Raw genomic sequence first — 20,488 nt, 5'->3', positions numbered from 1 at the left:
CGAGACGTTGGCGCGCATTGCTTATTGTTGTTGCGGGCTGTGGATGTGCGCGAAAGCGAGTACGTTTTTCCCAAAAAACCGCCCGGTCAACTTGTCGAGCATTAGGCTCAATGGGAATAGCACCCGGTCAAAAATAATATACGAGCATCGACTCGGGTTCCCTGATTTGCTGCCGATGATCTTGAAGAAGAAGGCAAGTACGAAGCCGATCGAGTCGGTATAGCGTATGTTTTCCACCTCGAAACCAGCCCTGACCAGCTTTTCACCAAGGCCTTCCTTGGTGTACCTGCGAAAATGCCCGACGTTGTCGTCCATGCTTGTCCAGATGGACTCGAATGCAGGGACGTAGATCGCTATGCGACCGTCAGGGTGCATTTTTTTTCGCAGGATAATCAGCGCTGCCAGATCATCCTCAATGTGTTCCAACACGTTGGATGAGTAGACGAAATCCAGGTTCTGCGGTGACTCCTCGATGGATGCATAAACGGGGATGCCACGCTGCTTGAGTATTGTTCTTTGCGCAGGGTCAATTTCCAGCGCCAGGGGAGTAAGCCTGGTTAGTCGTTTGAAAATGACGCTCAAGGTGCCAACCCCGGCGCCGTAATCAAGCACGGTTTTCTTGTCTGGAAATTGAGTCAGGTATTTGACGAACTGACGCACAATCCAGGCGTTGTAGTTACGCAGGGCATCTTCGCCCGTCTGCAGAAGTTCAGTGCCGGAATATTGAAAATCCTCCGTCATAAGGCGCTCCCGGGTTCTGCGATAGATGCGCATGGAAGTCCTTTCACGGGGATTTATCCACGATATCCGGAACCCACTGTGCCTTGTTCGTCACTTTTTCTGATCTGAGCTTGCCCTGCAACTTGGGTAGCCTGGCCTTGGGTATATCTACTTCACGGAATGGAATCTGTTCCAGCAGATGATGGATCAAGTTGATGCGGCCACGTTTCTGGTCGTTGAAGTCGACCACGAACCATGGCGCGTTGGGTGTATGTGTGCACTCGATCATCGTGTCACGCAGCTTGCCCATCTCGGCATATTTCTGGCGTGCGCCCAAGTCGACCGGCGAGAGTTTCCAGCGTTTGAGTGGATCGTTTGCGCGCTCCGCCAGACGCAGCTCCTGTTCCGCTTGGTCTACCGCCAGCCAGTACTTGAGCAGGATGATGCCGTCGTCGGTCAGCAGCTTTTCGAAGATTGGCGCCGCTTTGAGAAATGCCGAGTACTCAGCCTTGCTGCAGAAGCCCATGGCTGGCTCCACCACGGCGCGGTTGTACCAGCTGCGGTCGAACAGCACCAATTCACCAGCGCTGGGCAGATGCTCAACGTAACGCTGGAAATACCATTGTGTCGATTCACGCTCATTCGGCTTGGGCAGCGCGGCGATGCGGTAGCCGCGGTTATCCATGCTTTCGGTGATGCGCTTGATCACGCCACCCTTGCCAGCCGCGTCACGGCCTTCGAGGATCACCACGAGGCGTTTGCCGGTTGTATGCAGCCCATGCTGCAGCCGGATCAGATCGTGCTGCAGCTTTTCCAGTTCCTTGTGGTAATGCTTGGCGTGATCACCCATGGGGGCACCTGATGGTTTATTGAATATCGATATCGGCGGCCGGGCGGCCGATCCGTCGTCTGGCTACCATCGCCTGCACCGCACGGTGGAAATCAGAGCTGTAGCCAGCCATGTCGAACAGGCCGCCGCTGATCCGCTGTTGCTCCAGATGATGTCGCAACAGCTGCAAGGCTTTGTGATTACCACCCAGGCTTACTGCCATGGCCACGAAGGCGGCTTCGTCCTCAGTCACCAGTTCGGGCAGGCCCGCATGTTTCAGCAGGCTGAAGGCTACCCGACCGGCAAAGGTTTCGCCGGCACAGGTCAGTACCGGACAACCTGCCCACAGTGCATCGGAAGCGGTGGTATGGGCGTTATAGGGCAGCGTGTCGAGAAACAGGTCGACATGTTGATAGCGGGACAAGTACTCAGCATGTGGCAGCTTCGGCATGAAAATCAGCCGCTCTCCGGCGATGCCGGCCAGCATGGCCTGATCGCGCAAGCGCTGGTTGGCATCCTGGGAGCCGCTCAGAAGCCACAGCACGCTTTCCGGGGTTTGCGCCAGGATGCTCATGAACAGGTTGAATGCCTGCGGATTGATCTTGTAGCTGGCGTTGAAGCAGGCGAATACGGTGCCTTGTGCGGGCAGGCCACAATGTTCGCGAGTGGGTGCCGGTGCGATTACTCGGCTGGTATCGCTAGGTTGAAAACAGCGCGGCAGCCGTACCAGCTTTTCGCGGGTTGTTACGCGTAGATGGTCGGGCTGAACTATCGCATCGGCCAACATGTAATCCATCCAGGGTGCACCGGAGGTGCCTGGGTAGCCCAGCCAGTTGACCTGTAATGGTGTCGGACGCAAGGCAAACAGCTTGGCATTGGAACCTTCGCAATAAACGTTGAGATCGATCAGCATCTCGATGCTGTCGGCATGGATGCGCTGGGCCTGTGCCGCATGGTGCATATTGGCAATCTCATGCACGCTGCATGCCGCCTCCAGACGTTGGCGGATTGCGCCGCCGTCACTCGGGGCGGTAGCGTAGAGGTGAATTTCGAGATCTCTGGATTTAAGCTCCTCGAGCATCGCCACGATGAGCAGCCCGGTGGCATGTTCGCCGAAGCCGTTGGATACAAAGCCGATCCGGATCGGGGTGTCGGCTGCGGGCATCGGATGAATGAAGGCCAGTTGCCGACGCAGTGGCGTCATTTGTGTTTCGATGGTGGCGGCAAATATCTCGGCGCAATGACGTTGTTCTTCGGCCGAGGCGTCTTCGGCCAGAAAGCTGAAGGGAGTGATGCCGTGCATGCCTCCAGCTACGGCCACCCGCAAACGTGCGCTCAACAGTTCAAGCTCACTCCAGTTGCAAAGCCGGCGCAACGTGAAGATGCGTTGACTGAGTGCAGCGCCATTGCTGCCATTCAGCTGCAACGCACGCGCATAAGCTGCCTGGGCATCGTCCAGCCGTCCCAAGTCATTCAGCATAAGCGCGGCATGGTAGGGGTGCTCGCTCTCTGCCGGTTCCAGTTGTTCGGCGCGCAGGTAAGCTTGTGCTGCCTCGGCGACCTTGCCGCTCAAGTGATATGAATGTCCCAGCATCGCATGGGCGCTACCCATGCGTGGTGCAATCAGCAGCGCCTCATTGGCGTGGATGGCGCATTGTTCGGGGTGGCCGAGTTCCAGTTCGACCGCGGCCAGATTGAGCCGCAGCCTTGGATTGTCCGGCATGCCATGGGTCGCCATTGCATAGGACTCACGCGCTTGCGCATAACGAGCGGCAGCCATCAGCGCATTGCCGAGAATCAACAGGATCATCGGATTGCCGGGCGCCTTGCGCAGTGCGGCGCGCATGCGCTCGATCGCCTCATCAGCTTGCCCGTCGGCAATTCCCACGCTGGCCAGATTGCATTGCACTTGCAGACTGTCGGGACTCAGCTGCTCAGCCTGATGCAGCAGTCGCAAAGCGTCCTGGCGGCGATCAAGCTGCAGCACTGCAATCGCGCACAAGCGCAACAGCTCGGCGGAGTCCGGAAAACGTGGCAACGCCTCTTCGGCCAGTTGCACGGCCTCGGTGCAGGCATCGGTTTCGATCAGGTTGGCCAGACGCTCCAACAAGGTGTCGAGTTCGGGTGATTGGAATGCATTCATCTGCCAACGCTAGCGTATGGCTGCATCATCGCCAAGGGTGGTCCTTCAACTGGCCGTAAGTGTTCTCAATTCATCAGCCTGGTGCTCGCGGGTCAGCGTGTCGACCAGTTCGCGCAAATCGCCCTGCATGACTTCAGGCAGGCGATACAGGGTGAGGTTGATGCGGTGGTCGGTGATCCGTCCTTGCGGATAATTGTAGGTACGGATGCGTTGGCTGCGATCACCCGAGCCGACCTGCAGTCGGCGCGATTCGGCCTGGACGGCATTCTGCTTGCTTTGTGCCTCGTCGAGCAGGCGCGCCTTGAGCAGGCTCATCGCGCGGGCACGGTTCTTGTGCTGGCTGCGTTCTTCCTGGCATTCCACCACGGTGCCGGTGGGAAGATGAGTGATGCGGATCGCCGAGTCGGTCTTGTTGACGTGCTGGCCGCCGGCACCGGAGGCGCGGAAGGTATCGGTCTTCAGGTCGGCCGGGTTGATCTCGATCTCGTCGATCTCGTCCAGCTCCGGCAGGATCGCCACGGTCGCGGCCGAGGTGTGGATGCGGCCCTGCGATTCGGTCTCCGGCACGCGCTGCACGCGGTGGGTGCCGGACTCGAACTTCAGCTGCGAATACGCGCCCTTGCCCTCGACGCGGGCGACGACTTCCTTGTAGCCGCCGTGTTCGCCGGCGTGTTCGCTGAGCACTTCGACATGCCAGCGCCGGCTTTCGGCGTAGCGCAGGTACATGCGGAACAGGTCGCCGGCAAAGATCGCGGCCTCGTCGCCGCCCGTGCCGGCGCGTACTTCGAGGTAGAGATTCGCCTCGTCGCGCGGATCCTTCGGCAGCAGTAGCAACTGCAACTCGCCATCGAGATCGAGCAGGTGCTGCTCCAGCCGCCGCACATCATCGGCGGCCATCTCGCGCAGCTCGGGATCGTCCAGCATCGCGCGCGTCTCGGCCAGCTCGCGTTCGGCCTGGTCGTGCTCACGCAGTGAGGTGGCGATCGGTTCGAGCTGGGCGTATTCCTGCGAGAGCTGGCGGAAGCGGGTGTTGTCGGCGAGCACGTCCGGCTGCGACAGCAGCAGACCGATTTCCTCGTGGCGCTCGGCGAGTGCTTCGAGCTTGCGGCGGATCGATGGGGTCATGGGCAGTGACGAGTCCCGAAACAACGATAAATGACGAGTGGCGAGGCGATGCGGCCTGCGCCGTAGCGAATGACATCCGACAGCGGCAGCCGGCCGCTTTCGCTATTTGTCCCCGTTTCGGGACTTGTCCCCATTTCGGGATTCTTCCCTCGCGCCCGATTCTTCATCCAGCCCGTACAGCCTGCCTGCTGCATGCAGCAGGTCCAGGTCACCACTCAGTGCGGCTTCGCGCAGGCGCGCGCTGGGATGATGCAGCAGCTTGTTGGTCAGCGTGTTGGCGAGGAACGCCAGCGCCTCGTCGGCCGATTTGCCACGGGCCAGCATGGCGCGGGCCTTGTCCAGCACTTCGTCGCGGTAGATTTCCGCGTGCTGGCGCATGTCCAGCGCGGGATTGCGCAGCGTGAGCGCCCGGCGCCAGGCCATATAACGATCCACCTGCAGGTCGATGATGACCTCGGCTTCCTGGGCTGCGGCTGCCCGCGAACGCCGGTTGTCGTCAATTACCTGGCGCAGATCATCGATGCCGTACAGGTATACATCGGGCAATTCGCCCACGCTGGCCTCGATATCACGCGGCACGGCGATGTCGACCATGAACATCGGCTTGCGCCGGCGCGTCGCCATCGCCTGCTCGACCATGACACGGGTCACGACTGGCTGCCGTGCGGCGGTGGAGGAGATCACGATGTCGGCTTCGGCCAGGTGCTGCGGCAGGTCGGCCAGGGCGATCGCGTAGCCGCCGTAGCGGCCGGCCAGTTCCTGCGCGGCTTCCGGTGTGCGGTTGGCGACGATCAGCCGGCGCGCCTGCTTCTCGGCCAGATGTCGCGCGGCCAGTTCAATCGTGTCGCCGGCACCGATCAGCAGCACGCAGGCTTGCTTGAGATCGGCGAACACCTGCTCGGCCAGCCGTACGGCGGTGAACGCGACCGAGACCGTATGCGCGCCGATGCGGGTATCCGTACGCACCCGCTTGGCCACCGCGAAGGTGTGCTGCAACAGCCGATCCAGCGGCGCCTTGAGCGCCTGTGCACCGCGGGCCTGCTGGTAGGCATCTTTCACCTGGCCGAGGATCTGTGGCTCGCCCAGCACCATCGAGTCCAGTCCGGTGGCGACCCGGAACATGTGGCGTACGGCGTCCTGTTCATCATGCCGATACAGGAACTCGTCCAGCTTGCCGGGGGTCAGATGATGATGACGACTCAACCACGCCTGCGGGATGTCTTCGGCGCCGGCGCTCACGCCGACGTACAGCTCGGTACGGTTGCAGGTGGAGAGAATCATCGCCTCTTCAACGCCGGGTTCGCGGGTCAGCTCGAGCAAGGCCTCGCCTGCGGCGTCCTCATCGAACGCCACCTGTTCGCGCAGGCTGACCGGCGCGGTGAGGTGATTGAGCCCGAGGGCGATCAGCGGCATGGTGTGACAGGCATCCCGGCGGCAGGTGTCGGCGGCGTAGGCTAAGCTTGAACAAGGCGTCCGATGTGATGACCGGTACCGCCGAAACAGGCGAACAGATGGAGAGTAGTGTGCGGAGCAGTGCGGCCAAGTTCAAGCAACTGCGGCATTTTACGGCAGTGACGGTGCTGGTGTTGAGTCTGGCGGCCTGTGCCAGTGCGCCTTCACGCCAGACACAGACAAGCAGCGCCTCGGCGCAACCACTGACGCGACTGCAGGTGGTCACGCCGGATGCCGACCACGATGTGCTGGCGCAACTGCTGGCCGGCGAGATGGCGCTAAGTCATACCGACCTGAAGGCGGCATCCGGCTATTACGCCAAGGCGATGGTGCTCAGCAATGACCCAGAGGTGGCCGAACGTGCGGCCAGGTTGGCAATCGCGATACATGACAGTGCCGCTGCCCAGCGCGGGCTTGATCGTTGGCAGGCATTGGGTGCCAAGCCAGTGGCGATGGCCGGGGCGCGGGCCGAACTGGCGCTGGATCGCGGCGATACCGACGAGGCGCGCCGCCAGCTGGAGTTGCTGCTTGGCAGCAACGACAAGGATGCATGGCGTCAATTCGGTCGCGTGCTGATCGGTGCCCGTGATCAGGCCCAGGCGGCCCAGCTGCTGGAGGCGCTGGCGACGCCACAGCGATTGCCTGCAGACGCGCAGGCGTGGCTGGCGATGAGCGAGCTGGGTGACAAGTTCGATCGGCACGCCTATGCCATGCGGATTGCCGAGGCAGCGGTGCAACGTTTCAATAGTGCCGAAACCTATGCGTGGCTGGCGCAGATGAAGTTGAAGGATGGTGACAAGGACGGCGCGCGCGCGCTGTTGCAGAAGGCGCTCGCCAAAGCCCCGCAAAATGTCCAGCTGCGGCTGGCCTATGCCGGACTGCTCAGTCAGGCGGCTGATTATGCTGGGGCCGCCAAGGTCCTTGAGCACGGCCCGCAAAATGCCGAAATCTACGCCTTGCGCGCGGCCCTGGCCGCACAGAGCAAGGACGACAAGGCATTGGCGGCGCTGTACCAGGAACTGCAACAGGCGTCGCCGGACGTGCGCGTACAGAGTGCCTACCTGCTTGGTCAGCTGGCCGAAATGCAGCACCGCGACGCCGAGGCGCTGGCCTGGTATGGCCAGGTCGGCGACGACGATCCGCATGCGTTCGACGCGGATCTGCGCAGTGCGCTGATCCTGCATTCGCAAGGCAAGGTGGCTGATGCACATCAGTTGCTGGATCAGCTGCAGATAGACTATCTCGATCAACCCGCGCTGTTGCGGCAAGCCTACGAGGTCGATGCCGAACTGTATGTCCGCGAGCTGAAATTTGCGCAGGCCGAACAGGCGTTCAGTCGCGCCTTGCAAGTGGTGCCGGACGATCCGGGACTGCTGTACGGGCGCGGCCTGGCCTATGCCGAAGCGGGCCAGATCGATCAGGCGGTGCAGGATTTCCAGCACCTGTTGAAGATCAAGCCGGGCGATGTCGATGCCAGCAACGCGCTCGGCTACACCTTGGCCGATGCCGATCGCGACCTGCCCGAAGCGGAAAAATTGCTGCAGACCGCGCGTACGGCCAAGCCGGACGACCCGGCGATTGCCGATTCCTGGGGCTGGCTGCAATACCGGCTGGGGCACCTGGATCAGGCCGCGCAGACCTTGCGTGGTGCATGGTTGGCGAACAAGGACGCCGATGTCGGCGTGCATCTGGGCGAAGTGCTGTGGAAGCAGGGCCGCAAGCAGGATGCGCAGGAAATCTTCGACGAAGTGCGCAAGCTCGATCCGCATAGCAGCAGCCTGCAGGCAACCTTGAAGCGACTGCATCCATGAAGCGAAATCTCCGAATCCTCGCCGCCGCCTTGCCGCTGCTGCTGGTCGCCTGCGCGCCGGTGGTACGCATGAAGGGTGATACCGGCCTGCTCAATGACCAGGCCAAGCGCGAGCAGGCGCTGGCGCATGCCGATCACTGGACTTTGCAAGGCCGATTGGGTGTGTCCGACGGCAAGTCGGGCGGCACCGGCAGTTTCAGCTGGACCCAGAACGGTGACCAATATGAGTTCGTGCTGCGTGGGCCAGCGATCTCGGGCATGAATTTCCGTCTCAGTGGCGGTCCGGATGGTGCCTTGCTCGAGGGGTTGGACGGTGGCCCGGTGCATGGATCGGATGCCGAAGTCCTGATGCACAAGGCGCTCGGCTGGGACGTGCCGTTGCGTGACCTGCGTGCCTGGGTGCTCGGCCTGCGTGCGGACAGTGGTCCGGCCGAACTGAGCTTCGGTACCGATCGGCTGCCGTCGCTGTTGCAGCAGGATGGCTGGGCGGTCGACTATCGCGAATGGGATGCCACCCGCAAGCCGCCGTTGCCGACCAAGGTGTATGCCGGGAAACCGCCGTACACAGTGCGGCTGTCGATCGAATCGTGGCAATTCAACTGATCCAGGCTCACTGACCCAGGCGCATGAAGTTTTCCATTGAACGAGCAGGGTCGGCCCAGGTCGACGCGCTGTGTGCGATCGAGCGTGCTGCCGTGCAGCTGTTCCGCGGTCATTCGGCCTGGGCAGCCTATGCAGCGATGTCGATCCCGCCGGAGTTGCTGCAGCGGGCGATCAGTCGTGGACTGGTCTGGGCTGCGCTGGATGGAGCGGGTGTTCCGGTCGGTTTCGTGTGGCTGGATACCGATGTGGGCAGCGGCGGCATTGGCATCGCCGAAATCGACGTGCTGCCGGAATATGGGCGGCGCGGCATCGGCGCGGCACTGCTGGAACATGCCTGCAACTGGGCGCGTGCAGCGGGCTACCGGCGCGTCGACCTGGGTACGCTGGCCGACGTGCCCTGGAATGCGCCGTTCTATGCGAGGCACGGATTTGCGGTAGTCGACAAGAACGATCCGACGTTTGCGCTTGCCAGCCAGCGTGACCGTGAAAACGGCTTCCCCGAACACCTGCGGGTGTTCATGAGCCGGCCGTTGCCGCCGCTGGCACATGGCGAATGGATGGTGTGGCCGGCACCGGCGAAGCTGAACCTGTTCCTGCGCATCACCGGGCGGCGGCCGGACGGTTATCACGAGCTGCAGACCGTGTTTCGCCTGCTCGAGTGGGGTGACGAGATCCGCGTGCGCGTACGCGATGACGGCGCGATCAGGCGCACCCGTGAGGTGCCAGGCGTGCCCGAGGCCACCGACCTGGTGGTGCGCGCGGCGTGCCTGCTGCAGGCGCATGCGGGGGTGGCGGCGGGTGCCGAGATCGAGGTGGACAAGCGCATCCCGATGGGCGGTGGCCTTGGCGGCGGCAGCTCCGACGCAGCGACCGTGCTGGTGGCGCTGAACCTGCTGTGGAAGCTGGATCTGGACGAGGATCTGCTGGCCGAACTCGGACGCCAGCTGGGTGCCGACGTGCCGGTGTTCGTGCGCGGCCGTTCGGCCTGGGCCGAGGGCATCGGCGAGCAACTGACGCCGATGAGTCTGCCACGGTGCCATTACGTGGTACTCGACCCGCACGAACCAGTACCCACCGCGGCGCTTTTTCAAGCCGCTGAATTGACACGAAATGCCCCGCGGGCGACAATTTCATCCTTTGCTTCTGGCGAAACGACGGAAAATGCCTTCGCGCCGGTGGTGCGCGCGCGTCATCCGCGGGTAGCTGCCGCACAGGACTGGCTCGCCCGGTTCGGTGAGGCGCGGCTTTCCGGCAGCGGTGGCTGCGTGTTTCTGGAAGCGAAATCATTCGATCGGGTAGTGGCGATTGCCGCACAATGTCCGGTGGCATTCACGGCGCAGGTTGCCGCGGGTGTTGAGGTTTCACCCCTGCAGGATGCACTGGTGCGTCATCGCGGCATGAACTGAGTGATATGGGTATGGGCAAGACGGTGGCTGCCGGCGACATGGTGGCGGTCGACGAGTCCAGATCAGGCACGAACGAACACAAATTACTGGGGCGTCGCCAAGCTGGTTAAGGCACGGGATTTTGATTCCCGCATACGCAGGTTCGAATCCTGCCGCCCCAGCCACTCATTGATGGTCGCTGGTTTCGAGGTAACACACTGTGGACACGTCTACCCCGATGATGTTGTTTACCGGTAACGCCCATCGCGTCCTGGCCGAGGATGTCGCCCATCGCCTGGGCGTACCGCTGGGCAAGGCGCAGGTCGGTACGTTCAGCGACGGCGAAGTACAGATCGAGATCGAGGAAAACGTCCGCCGGCAGGAAGTGTTCGTACTGCAGCCGACTGGCGCGCCGAGTGCGGTCAATCTGTTCGAGCTGCTGGCACTGACCGATGCACTCAAGCGTGCCTCGGCCGCCAGTGTCACGGCGGTGATTCCGTACTTCGGTTATGCCCGGCAGGATCGTCGCCCGCGTTCTGCGCGTGTGCCGATCACCGCCAAGCTGGCTGCCAGGATGATCGGCGCCGCCGGTGTCGACCGGGTGCTGACGGTGGACCTGCACGCTGACCAGATCCAGGGTTTCTTCGATCTTCCGGTCGACAACGTGTATGCGTCGCCGGTGTTGCTGGCCGACATCTGGCGCAACCACAGCATGGACGACCTGATCGTGGTGAGTCCGGACGTGGGTGGTGTGGTGCGTGCGCGGGCGATCGCCAAGCGGCTGGATGATGCCGACCTGGCGATCATCGACAAGCGCCGGCCGCGGGCGAACGTATCCACCGTGATGAACATCATCGGTGACGTGGACGGCAAGACCTGCGTGATGGTCGACGACATCGTCGACACCGCCGGTACGTTGTGTGCGGCAGCGGCGGCGTTGAAGGAGCGTGGCGCGCGCAAGGTGGTCGCCTACTGCGTGCACCCGGTGCTGTCGGGCGCGGCGATCAGCAATATCGAAGGCTCCCAGCTCGACCAGCTGGTGGTCACCAATACCTTGCCGTTGCGCGCGGAAGCGCAGGCCTGTGCGAAAATCCGCCAGCTTTCGGTCGCCGAGCTGCTGGCGGAAACCATTCGCCGGATCGCCTTTGGCGAGTCGGTGAGTTCGTTGTACGTGGATTGAAGATTTGAAAGTCCGCCCAGGATGGGCGGTTTTGATGTTGAGCTTTTCGCGGCATGGATGCCGCGTGCAAGTAACGGACTTTTCTGGTCGCGGGAAAGTCATCCGACCGCTGCGAAGCGGTTACTACCAACCTAAGGCAGTACTGAAATGATCAAGACTCATGAAATCAAGGCACAGAGCCGCAAGGACGAGGGGAAAGGTGCGAGCCGCCGCCTGCGTCATGCGAGCTTCGTGCCCGCCGTTGTTTACGGTGCTGGTCAGGCTCCGCAGAGCATCCAGATCGAGCACAACACCATCCTGCTCGCCGCCAAGCACGAGTGGTTCTTCTCCTCGGTGCTCGACCTGAACGTCGATGGCAGCGTGCAGAAGGTGCTGGTGCGTGACTGGCAGAAGCATCCGTTCAAGCAGCTGATGATGCACATGGATTTCCTGCGCGTGGACGAGAACGTGGCGATCCGTGTCAGCGTACCGCTGCACTTCCTGAACCAGGAGAAGTCGGCCGCTGGCAAGACCTCCGGCGTGGTGATCTCGCACAATCTGACCGAAGTGGAAATCTCCTGCCTGCCGAAGGACCTGCCCGAGTTCATCGAGCTGGATCTGGGCGAGCTGAACCCTGGCGACATCGTCCACTTGTCCGAGCTGAAGCTGCCGGCGAACGTCGAGATCGTCGCGCTGCATCTGGGCGAGAGCCACGACATCGCCGTGGTCACGGCCAACACCGTGCAGGAAGAAGTCGAAGAAGCTCCGGCTGAGGGCGACGCTGCAGCTCCGGTGGCCGCTGCTCCGGCCAAGAAAGACGACAAGAAGTAAGCCGCGACGGCCCGCGCTCCCACCGAGCGCGGGCCGCCACTGCTGCTTGTCCGCATGGCTGGTTTGCAACTCATTGTCGGGCTGGGCAATCCCGGTGCCGAATATCTCCGAACCCGGCACAACGCCGGGTTCTGGTTTGTGGATGCCCTGGCCAGCGGGCAGGGCGAGCGCTTCGGTTTCGACGGCAAACTGCACGGCGAAACCTGCAAGGTGCGCATCGGCGGCGAGCCTGTATGGCTGCTCAAGCCAGCCACCTTCATGAACAAGAGCGGCATCGCCGTGGTTTCGGCGTTGCGCTATTACAAGATCGAACCGGATGAATGCCTGATCGCGCATGATGATCTGGACCTGCCTGCCGGTACCGTGCGGATGAAGTTCGACGGCGGCCACGGCGGCCAGAACGGCCTGCGCGACACCATGGCGCATCTGGATCACGGCAAGTTCCATCGCCTGCGCGTGGGTATTGGCCATCCTGGCCATCGCGACCAGGTCACGCCGTGGGTGCTGGGTCGCCCATCCGCGCAGGACGAGGACGCGATCCTCGACGGCATTGCGCGCGCACTGGACGTGCTACCGCTGGCGGTGGCTGGCCAGTTCGACAAGGCGATGCAGCAGCTGCACACGACGGGAAGTCGGGAGTAGGGCAGCGGGAGTCGTTGAACCCGCACCGCTGTTCCGATTTTCCATTCACGATTTTATTTTCCGGATTCAAAGCCATGGGCATCAAATGCGGCATCGTCGGTCTGCCTAACGTCGGCAAGTCCACCCTGTTCAATGCGCTGACCAAGGCAGGCATCGCCGCGGCGAACTTCCCGTTCTGCACGATCGAGCCGAACGTGGGCGTGGTGCCGGTGCCCGATCCGCGCCTGGGCGCGCTGGCTGCCATCGTCAATCCGCAGAAGGTGATCCCCACGGCGGTCGAGTTCGTCGATATCGCCGGCCTGGTGGCTGGTGCGTCGAAGGGTGAAGGCCTCGGCAACAAGTTCCTCGCGCACATCCGCGAGGTGGACGCGATCGCCCATGTGGTGCGCTGCTTCGAAGGCGACGTGATCCACGTCGCCGGCAAAGTCGACCCGATCTCGGACATCGACACCATCGATACCGAACTGGCGCTGGCCGACCTGGAATCGGTGGACAAGGCGCTGAACCGCGCCGAGCGCGCGGCCAAGGCGAACGACAAGGAGGCGCTGGCCAAGAAGCCGGTGCTGCAGAAACTGTCGGCCGGCCTCAATGAGGGCAAATCCGCGCGCAGCCTCGGCCTCGACGAGGAGGAAAAGGCGTTGGTACGCGACCTGTTCCTGCTCACCCTGAAGCCGCTGATGTACATCGCCAACGTCGCCGACGATGGTTTCGAGAACAACCCGCTGCTTGACGCGGTGCGCGCCCGAGCTGTCACCGAGGGCGCCGAGGTAGTGCCGGTGTGCGCCGCGATCGAAGAGGAAATGGCGCAGCTGGAAGATGCCGATCGCGATGAATTCCTGAAAGACATGGGGCTCGACGAACCGGGTCTGAATCGCGTGATCCGCGCCGGCTACAAGCTGCTCGACCTGCAGACCTATTTCACCGCTGGCGTGAAGGAAGTGCGCGCCTGGACGATCAAGCGTGGCTTCACCGGGCCGCAGGCCGCTGGCGTGATCCACACAGACTTCGAGCGCGGCTTCATCCGCGCCGAGACGATCAGCTACGACGACTTCATCCAGTACAAGGGCGAGGCCGGTGCCGGTGCGGCGGGCCGGCTGCGCAAGGAAGGCAAGGATTACATCGTCAAGGATGGTGACGTGCTGCACTTTTTGTTCAACGTCTGAGCGCTACGCGCAGCAGATGCCGAAAGCCCCGCCGCGGCGGGGCTTTTTTTGCCCGGAATACTTGGCAAACTTGCAGGCATTGAAGGTCACGAGGTGTGACATGACCCGGCTTGCTTTGCGCCTGCGCCTGGGGCGCCCCGGCGATGCCCGTGCCATTGGTGTCCTGATTCGCCGCGTGGTGCGTCGCTGGGTCGTGCCGGACCAGCCGCATGACGCGGCGATGGCTCTACTGGCGCGCCTCAGCGCGCAGGTACTACGCGAAAAGATAGTCGGTGGTCAGCGTTTCCACCTCGGCTATGTGGACGACGTACTGGTCGGCGTTTCGGCGATGCGCGATGACTGCCATCTGACCCAGTTCTTCGTGAGCACCCGTTATCAGGGCCAGGGTATCGCCCGCCAGCTATGGCTATGCACGATGCGTGATGCGGTACGTCGCGCAGACACACGCTGCTTCACGCTCAATGCCACCCGCTGCGCGGTGCCGGTGTATCGGCATCTGGGCTTCGTCGAGACCGGCCCGGAAGGCCCGTCGCCAAACGGGGTGATCACCACGCCGATGCTGCTGCAGCTTGCGCTGCCACCGGTATCGCGGCGCAAGCGGGCATAATGCGGGGCCAGCCAACCCTTCGGAGTCCGCATGCCAGGTCAGCAGAGTGAAGTGACGTTCCGTTTTCTCGCCGAGCCCACCGACGTCAACTTCGGCGGCAAAGTGCATGGCGGCATGGTGATGAAGTGGATCGATCAGGCCGGCTATGCCTGTGCGGTGGGCTGGAGTGGGGCATATTGCGTTACCGCCTCGGTCAGCGGCATCCAGTTCGTGGCGCCGATCCTGATTGGCGATCTGGTCACGGTGCGCGCTCGGCTGATCCATACCGGCACCAGCAGCATGCACATGGCGGTCGACGTGCTGGCGCGTGACCTGCGCAAGGACGAGCATCGACTGGCCACCAGTTGCGTGATGGTATTCGTAGCACTGGACAGCCCTGACGGTAAGCCAACCCCGGTACCGCACTGGGAGCCGCGTGACGACAAGGAGCGCCAGCTGCAGGCACAGGCGAAACAGTTGCTGGAGCTGTCCAAGGGAATGGAGAAGCTGGTCGACCTGCGCGCCGCATCATTGGGCTGAAGTTGGTGCCGGAAATTCACTCCAACATGCCGATTTGACGTCGTTAGGTGTTGACAGTTTGGGGCCCGATCCACACAATACGCGTTCTTTGTTGGAGGGATACCCAAGCGGCCAACGGGGGCAGACTGTAAATCTGCTGGCTTACGCCTTCGGTGGTTCGAATCCACCTCCCTCCACCAGCAAGAGTTCCGCGCAGGGCGGGAGTAGTTCAATGGTAGAACATCAGTTTTCCAAACTGATTACGCGGGTTCGATTCCCGCCTTCCGCTCCATTGGGTACTTTGCTTTTTTGAATTGTCCGGCATGGATGCTGGTTTGCTCTTCGCCGTCATGGAGGACGATTGAAATACACCAATACACGCTCATGTAGCTCAGTCGGTAGAGCACTTCCTTGGTAAGGAAGAGGTCACAGGTTCGATTCCTGTTATGAGCACCATTTCATCCGGCCGGTCACGGTCAGCCCCGAAAAGGGCGGGTTCCTTTCAATTCATTGACTCCATCGGGGTTTAGCGCGCATGGCAAAGGGTAAATTCGAACGCACCAAGCCGCACGTCAACGTCGGCACGATTGGTCACGTGGATCACGGCAAGACGACGCTGACGGCAGCGCTGACGAAGGTCGGTGCGGAACGTTTTGGTGGCGAGTTCAAGGATTACAGCTCGATCGACGCGGCGCCGGAAGAGAAGGCGCGCGGCATCACGATCTCGACCGCGCACGTGGAATACGAGTCGCCGAACCGCCACTACGCGCACGTCGACTGCCCGGGCCATGCGGACTATGTGAAGAACATGATCACCGGTGCGGCGCAGATGGACGGCGCGATCCTGGTGTGTTCGGCCGCGGACGGCCCGATGCCGCAGACGCGTGAGCACATCCTGCTGAGCCGTCAGGTTGGCGTGCCGTACATCATCGTCTACCTGAACAAGGCGGACCTGGTGGACGACGCCGAGCTGCTCGAGCTGGTCGAGATGGAAGTGCGCGAGCTGCTGTCCAAGTACGACTTCCCGGGCGACGACACCCCGATGATCCACGGTTCGGCCCGCCTGGCGCTGGAAGGCGACCAGAGCGAGATCGGCGTGCCGTCGATCATCAAGCTGGTCGACGCGCTGGACAGCTACATCCCGGAGCCGACGCGCGTCATCGACCGTCCGTTCCTGATGCCGGTGGAAGACGTGTTCTCGATCTCGGGCCGCGGCACCGTGGTGACCGGTCGTATCGAGCGCGGCATCATCAAGGTCGGCGACGAAATCGAAGTGGTCGGTATCCGCGACACGCAGAAGACCACGGTCACCGGCGTGGAAATGTTCCGCAAGCTGCTGGATCAGGGTCAGGCAGGCGACAACGCCGGTCTGCTGCTGCGCGGCCTGAAGCGTGACGACGTGGAGCGTGGCCAGGTGTTGGCCAAGCCGGGCACGATCACCCCGCACACGGACTTCGAGGCGGAGGTGTATGTGCTGTCGAAGGACGAGGGTGGCCGTCATACGCCGTTCTTCAAGGGTTACCGCCCGCAGTTCTACTTCCGCACGACCGACGTGACGGGCGCTTGCCAGTTGCCGGACGGCGTGGAAATGGTGATGCCGGGCGACAACGTGAAGATGGTGGTGAGCCTGATCCACCCGATCGCGATGGACGAAGGCCTGCGTTTCGCCATTCGCGAAGGCGGCCGCACCGTCGGCGCCGGCGTCGTGGCCAAGGTCATCAAGTAAGTCCTGTTATCCCGGCAGCTAGCTGCCGGGATAACTCCTGCCGTTGATCCGGCCTGTTGGTCGGATAACGTCGGTCAAGTGAGACAGCCTGCGATGTTTTTCATCGGGGTACTTCACTAAGCCGAAATTTGCATGTATACTTCGCAGCTTGCTTATCGATAGAGGCTAGTCCTCGGTCGATCTACCGCGAAATGAGGCGCAGGATGCGCTTCGAGTTCGCAGGCCGGGATGGCCCTCGCAATTCAATGTAATCACAGGGTGCAGCCCTGCTGATTACGTTTTTTTGCGTGATACGCAATTACGTCCAAGCGAGCCGCCTAGCGCTCGCTTGGTCTTTTCGAATTTGGGGTCGCGTAGTTGGTTTGCGGCTGCCGATGTGGTGGTAAAGGGTTGTGCGAGGCGGTGAGAAGCCGTTTCGTTTCACATTACGTTCTTTCGACAACAGGACACGGTTATGGCGAACCAGAAGATTCGGATTCGGCTGAAGGCGTACGATCATCGTCTGATCGACCGCTCAGCTAGTGAGATCGTCGAGACAGCCAAGCGCACTGGCGCAACGGTACTCGGCCCGATTCCACTCCCGACGAAAATCGAGCGTTACACCATCCTGACGTCGCCGCACGTCGACAAGGATGCACGCGACCAGTACGAGACCCGTACGCACAAGCGTGTGCTCGACATCATCGACCCGAACGACAAAACCGTGGACGCGCTCATGAAGCTTGATCTCGCCGCTGGCGTCGATGTTCAGATCAAGCTCGGTTGAGCGACAGACAGGATACGAAGATGAGTATCGGATTGGTTGGCCGCAAATGCGGCATGAGCCGACTCTTCACTGAAGATGGCCGCTCGATTCCGGTGACGCTGATTGAAGCGACGCCGAACCGCGTGACCCAGTTGAAGACGGACGATAACGATGGCTACAGCGCCGTCCAGGTTTCCGCGGGCAGCAAGCGCGCGAACCTGCTGACGCAGCCGCTGAAAGGTCACTACGCGAAGGCCAAGGTTGAGCCGGGTCGTGGCTTGTGGGAATTCCGCGTGTCTGCCGACGATCTCGGCAAGTACACCGTGGGCAGCGAGATCAAGGCAGACGACGTGTTCACCGTCGGCCAGATCGTCGACGTTGCCGGCGTGTCGAAAGGCAAGGGCTTCCAGGGCACGATCAAGCGCTGGAACTTCAAGATGGGTGACGCTACCCACGGTAACTCGCTGTCGCATCGCGCGCCGGGTTCCATCGGTCAGCGTCAGACCCCGGGCCGCGTGTTTCCGGGCAAGAAGATGTCCGGCCACATGGGTGCGGTCAACCGTACGCAGCAGGGTCTGGAAGTGGTCAAGGTCGACGCCGAGCGTCATCTGATCGCGGTGAAGGGTGCGGTACCGGGTGCAACCGGTGGCGACGTCATCATCCGCCCGACGACGAAGAGCTGAGGAGAGACGCCATGGAACTCAATGTTATTGGCGCCAAGTCGCTCAGCGTGTCGGACGAAGTGTTCGGCGGTGAGTACAAGAAGGCCCTGGTTCACCAGGTCGTCATCGCCTATCAGGCGGGCGGCCGTGCCGGTACCCAGTCGCAGCTGTCGCGCGGCGAGATGTCCGGTACCACCAAGAAATTCAAGAAGCAGAAGGGCGGCGGCGCCCGGCACGGTGATTACCGTGCACCGATCTTTGTCGGTGGTGGCCGCACGTTCGCTGCCAAGCCGCGCAGCTATGAGCAGAAGGTCAACCGCAAGGCTTACCGCGTTGCGATCCGCTCGATCTTTTCCGAGCTGATCCGCCAGGGTCGCCTGAAGGTCGTCGAGAGCTTTGGCGTCGAGACGCCGAAGACCTCCGCGATGGTCGCCAAGCTGGCCGAGCTGGAAGTATCCGGTCGCGTGCTGCTGGTGTCCGAAGATGCTTCGGAGACGGTATTCCTGGCCGCACGCAACATCCCGTATATCCACGTGTTGGATGTGATGGGCCTGAACCCGGTCAGCCTGGTCGGTTCCGACCACGTGGTGATGACGGTTGATGCCGTGAAGAAAGTCGAGGAGTGGCTGGCATGAACAACGAACGCATTCTCGATACGCTGCGCGCGCCGCACATCTCCGAGAAATCGGCGCGTCTGGCCGAGCATAACCAGTACGTATTCGTCGTTGCCCCCGCGGCAACCAAGTCCGATGTCCGCGCTGCCGTGGAGAAGTTGTTCGACGTCAAGGTCGAACAGGTGAACCTCGTCAACACCAAGGGCAAGGTCAAAGCCTTTCGTCAACGCGCTGGCAGCCGCCAGGGCAAGCGCAAGGCCTATGTGCGTCTTGCCGATGGTCAGACCATCGACGTGTCCGCCAAGGCCTGAGCCAGGAGTTTTGTGAGATGGCATTAATCAACCACAAGCCGACCTCGCCCGGCCGTCGTGACGCAGTAAGCGTCCGTACGGAAGGTCTGCACAAGGGCGCGCCGTACGCGGCGTTGACCGAGTCGCAGTCCAAGACTGGCGGTCGCAATCATCATGGTCGCATCACGGTGCGTCACCGTGGCGGCGGTCACAAGCAGCAATACCGCATCATCGATTTCAAGCGTGACAAGGAAGGCATCGCCGCCCGCGTCGAGCGCATCGAATACGATCCGAACCGCACCGCGCACATCGCGTTGCTGTGCTACGCCGATGGCGAGCGTCGTTACATCATCGCGCCGAAGGGCGTGGCGGTGGACGATCGTCTGGTGTCCGGTCGCGATGCGCCGATCAAGGCCGGCAACTGCCTGCAGCTGCGCAACATCCCGATGGGTAGCACGATCCACTGCATCGAGCTGCGTCCGGGCAAGGGCGCGCAGATCGCCCGCAGCGCCGGTGCCTCGGTGCAGCTGGTGGCTCGCGAATCCGGTTACGCCACGCTGCGTCTGCGCTCCGGCGAGATGCGCCGCGTCTCGGTCGACTGCCGCGCCACGATTGGCGAAGTCGGCAACGGCGAGCACAGCCTGAAGAAGCTCGGCAAGGCTGGCGCGAAGCGCTGGCTGGGTATTCGCCCGACCGTTCGCGGTGTGGTGATGAACCCGGTCGACCATCCGCACGGTGGTGGTGAAGGCAAGACTTCAGGTGGTCGTCATCCGGTCAGCCCATGGGGCACGCCGGCCAAGGGCTACAAGACCCGTAACAACAAGCGCACGCAGCAGTTCATCGTGCGTCGTCGTACGAAGTAACAGGAAACCGACATGCCTCGCTCTCTGAAGAAAGGTCCGTTCGTCGACCTTCACCTCGTAAAAAAGGTGGAAGCTGCGGTTTCCGCCAACAACAAGCGCCCGATCAAGACTTGGTCGCGCCGCTCGATGATCCTGCCGGAAATGGTCGGCTTGACCATCGCCATCCACAACGGCCGTCAGCACGTACCCGTCCTGATCAACGAGAACATGGTCGGGCACAAGCTCGGCGAGTTCGCGGTGACCCGTACGTTCAAGGGCCATGTCGGCGACAAGAAGGGTAAGTGATGAGCACCGAAGCCAAAGCGATCCTGCGTGGCGCCCGCATCTCGGCGCAAAAGGCACGCCTGGTGGCTGATCTGGTCCGCGGGCTTCCCGTGGGCCGGGCCAGCGACGTGCTCACCTACACCAACAAGAAGGCTGCGGTCCTTGTTCGCAAGGTGCTGCTGTCGGCCGTCGCCAACGCCGAGAACAATCTCGGTGCTGACGTCGACGAGCTGAAAGTATCCAGCATCTTCGTTGATGAAGGTCCGGCGATGAAACGCATGCACGCCCGCGCCAAAGGCCGCGGTTCGCGCATTCTCAAGCGCACCAGCCACATCACTGTGGTTGTTGGTAACTGAC

General features: G+C 62.1%; 22 protein-coding genes and 4 tRNA genes. 21 read left to right on the top strand and 5 right to left on the bottom strand.

The features are described from left to right. Positions 1 to 21: 21 nt before the first annotated feature. From GSQ75_RS09780 to hemA, 5 genes are all read right to left on the bottom strand, one after another. Positions 22 to 774 carry a class I SAM-dependent methyltransferase gene (locus GSQ75_RS09780; RefSeq protein WP_158754436.1) on the bottom strand — a complete coding sequence of 251 codons (753 nt, stop codon included), beginning with the start codon at positions 772 to 774 and terminating at the stop codon, positions 22 to 24. A gap of 10 nt (positions 775 to 784) precedes the next feature. Then, entirely contained in the window at positions 785 to 1,570 is a 786-nt protein-coding gene (gene ppk2, locus GSQ75_RS09775) for a polyphosphate kinase 2 (protein WP_158754434.1), read from the bottom strand. A 16-nt stretch (positions 1,571 to 1,586) separates the two neighbouring features. Continuing rightward, positions 1,587 to 3,692, bottom strand: coding sequence for a tetratricopeptide repeat protein (locus GSQ75_RS09770; protein WP_158754433.1), 2,106 nt, complete (start codon positions 3,690 to 3,692; stop codon positions 1,587 to 1,589). A 45-nt stretch (positions 3,693 to 3,737) separates the two neighbouring features. Continuing rightward, complete coding sequence (gene prfA / locus GSQ75_RS09765; RefSeq protein WP_158754432.1) at positions 3,738 to 4,817, bottom strand: peptide chain release factor 1; 1,080 nt, start codon at positions 4,815 to 4,817, stop codon at positions 3,738 to 3,740. Positions 4,818 to 4,919: 102 nt separating this feature from the next. After that, positions 4,920 to 6,230, bottom strand: a complete 1,311-nt coding sequence (gene hemA, locus GSQ75_RS09760; protein WP_158754430.1) for a glutamyl-tRNA reductase — start codon at positions 6,228 to 6,230, stop codon at positions 4,920 to 4,922. A 98-nt stretch (positions 6,231 to 6,328) separates the two neighbouring features. Here hemA and GSQ75_RS09755 point away from each other — a divergent pair, with 98 nt between their 5' ends. From GSQ75_RS09755 to rplV, 21 genes are all read left to right on the top strand, one after another. Continuing rightward, positions 6,329 to 8,080 carry a tetratricopeptide repeat protein gene (locus tag GSQ75_RS09755; RefSeq protein WP_158754551.1) on the top strand — a complete coding sequence of 584 codons (1,752 nt, stop codon included), beginning with the start codon at positions 6,329 to 6,331 and terminating at the stop codon, positions 8,078 to 8,080. Continuing rightward, positions 8,077 to 8,682 (top strand): lipoprotein insertase outer membrane protein LolB, encoded by a 606-nt coding sequence (gene lolB / locus GSQ75_RS09750; protein WP_158754428.1) that lies wholly within the window; start codon positions 8,077 to 8,079, stop codon positions 8,680 to 8,682. The genes GSQ75_RS09755 and lolB overlap by 4 nt, the downstream gene beginning before the upstream one ends. Positions 8,683 to 8,705: 23 nt before the next feature. Next, positions 8,706 to 10,088, top strand: coding sequence for a 4-(cytidine 5'-diphospho)-2-C-methyl-D-erythritol kinase (gene ispE / locus GSQ75_RS09745; RefSeq protein ID WP_158754426.1), 1,383 nt, complete (start codon positions 8,706 to 8,708; stop codon positions 10,086 to 10,088). An 87-nt stretch (positions 10,089 to 10,175) separates the two neighbouring features. Then, positions 10,176 to 10,252: transfer RNA gene (locus tag GSQ75_RS09740), tRNA-Gln, on the top strand. Positions 10,253 to 10,305: 53 nt separating this feature from the next. Then, a complete protein-coding gene (locus GSQ75_RS09735) occupies positions 10,306 to 11,247 on the top strand; it encodes a ribose-phosphate diphosphokinase (protein ID WP_174236716.1) in 942 nt (313 codons plus the stop codon). Between the two features lie 147 nt (positions 11,248 to 11,394). Beyond that, entirely contained in the window at positions 11,395 to 12,057 is a 663-nt protein-coding gene (locus GSQ75_RS09730; protein ID WP_158754424.1) for a 50S ribosomal protein L25/general stress protein Ctc, read from the top strand. A 54-nt stretch (positions 12,058 to 12,111) separates the two neighbouring features. Continuing rightward, complete coding sequence (gene pth, locus GSQ75_RS09725; protein ID WP_158754422.1) at positions 12,112 to 12,699, top strand: aminoacyl-tRNA hydrolase; 588 nt, start codon at positions 12,112 to 12,114, stop codon at positions 12,697 to 12,699. 74 nt (positions 12,700 to 12,773) lie between these two features. Further along, the gene (gene ychF / locus GSQ75_RS09720; protein WP_158754420.1) at positions 12,774 to 13,862 is read left to right on the top strand and encodes a redox-regulated ATPase YchF; all 1,089 of its coding nucleotides are present in this window, start codon (positions 12,774 to 12,776) and stop codon (positions 13,860 to 13,862) included. Between the two features lie 100 nt (positions 13,863 to 13,962). Further along, positions 13,963 to 14,469 (top strand): GNAT family N-acetyltransferase, encoded by a 507-nt coding sequence (locus GSQ75_RS09715; protein WP_158754418.1) that lies wholly within the window; start codon positions 13,963 to 13,965, stop codon positions 14,467 to 14,469. A 30-nt stretch (positions 14,470 to 14,499) separates the two neighbouring features. Beyond that, the gene (locus GSQ75_RS09710; protein ID WP_158754416.1) at positions 14,500 to 14,988 is read left to right on the top strand and encodes an acyl-CoA thioesterase; all 489 of its coding nucleotides are present in this window, start codon (positions 14,500 to 14,502) and stop codon (positions 14,986 to 14,988) included. Between the two features lie 93 nt (positions 14,989 to 15,081). Next, positions 15,082 to 15,167 (top strand) — tRNA-Tyr (locus GSQ75_RS09705). Positions 15,168 to 15,185: 18 nt separating this feature from the next. Further along, positions 15,186 to 15,259: transfer RNA gene (locus GSQ75_RS09700), tRNA-Gly, on the top strand. Positions 15,260 to 15,347: 88 nt separating this feature from the next. Further along, positions 15,348 to 15,423: transfer RNA gene (locus GSQ75_RS09695), tRNA-Thr, on the top strand. Positions 15,424 to 15,502: 79 nt separating this feature from the next. Further along, positions 15,503 to 16,693, top strand: coding sequence for an elongation factor Tu (tuf, locus tag GSQ75_RS09690; RefSeq protein ID WP_158754414.1), 1,191 nt, complete (start codon positions 15,503 to 15,505; stop codon positions 16,691 to 16,693). A 454-nt stretch (positions 16,694 to 17,147) separates the two neighbouring features. After that, entirely contained in the window at positions 17,148 to 17,459 is a 312-nt protein-coding gene (gene rpsJ, locus GSQ75_RS09685) for a 30S ribosomal protein S10 (RefSeq protein WP_068095401.1), read from the top strand. 20 nt (positions 17,460 to 17,479) lie between these two features. After that, positions 17,480 to 18,121, top strand: a complete 642-nt coding sequence (gene rplC, locus GSQ75_RS09680; RefSeq protein WP_077442333.1) for a 50S ribosomal protein L3 — start codon at positions 17,480 to 17,482, stop codon at positions 18,119 to 18,121. Positions 18,122 to 18,132: 11 nt separating this feature from the next. Further along, complete coding sequence (gene rplD, locus GSQ75_RS09675; RefSeq protein WP_158754412.1) at positions 18,133 to 18,735, top strand: 50S ribosomal protein L4; 603 nt, start codon at positions 18,133 to 18,135, stop codon at positions 18,733 to 18,735. Beyond that, on the top strand, positions 18,732 to 19,025 hold the full coding sequence (gene rplW, locus GSQ75_RS09670) for a 50S ribosomal protein L23 (RefSeq protein ID WP_077445203.1): 294 nt from the start codon (positions 18,732 to 18,734) through the stop codon (positions 19,023 to 19,025). The genes rplD and rplW overlap by 4 nt, the downstream gene beginning before the upstream one ends. Positions 19,026 to 19,042: 17 nt before the next feature. Next, entirely contained in the window at positions 19,043 to 19,867 is an 825-nt protein-coding gene (rplB, locus tag GSQ75_RS09665) for a 50S ribosomal protein L2 (RefSeq protein ID WP_077516229.1), read from the top strand. A 12-nt stretch (positions 19,868 to 19,879) separates the two neighbouring features. Further along, complete coding sequence (gene rpsS / locus GSQ75_RS09660) at positions 19,880 to 20,152, top strand: 30S ribosomal protein S19 (RefSeq protein ID WP_007082178.1); 273 nt, start codon at positions 19,880 to 19,882, stop codon at positions 20,150 to 20,152. Then, positions 20,152 to 20,487, top strand: a complete 336-nt coding sequence (gene rplV, locus GSQ75_RS09655) for a 50S ribosomal protein L22 (protein WP_077516231.1) — start codon at positions 20,152 to 20,154, stop codon at positions 20,485 to 20,487. The genes rpsS and rplV overlap by 1 nt, the downstream gene beginning before the upstream one ends. Position 20,488 lies beyond the last annotated feature (1 nt).

This window comes from Dyella sp. S184 (genome assembly GCF_009766065.1).
GTDB lineage: Bacteria > Pseudomonadota > Gammaproteobacteria > Xanthomonadales > Rhodanobacteraceae > Rhodanobacter.
Note: the sequence above shows the minus strand (reverse complement) of the source record. Positions and strands in the feature narration are given on the sequence as shown.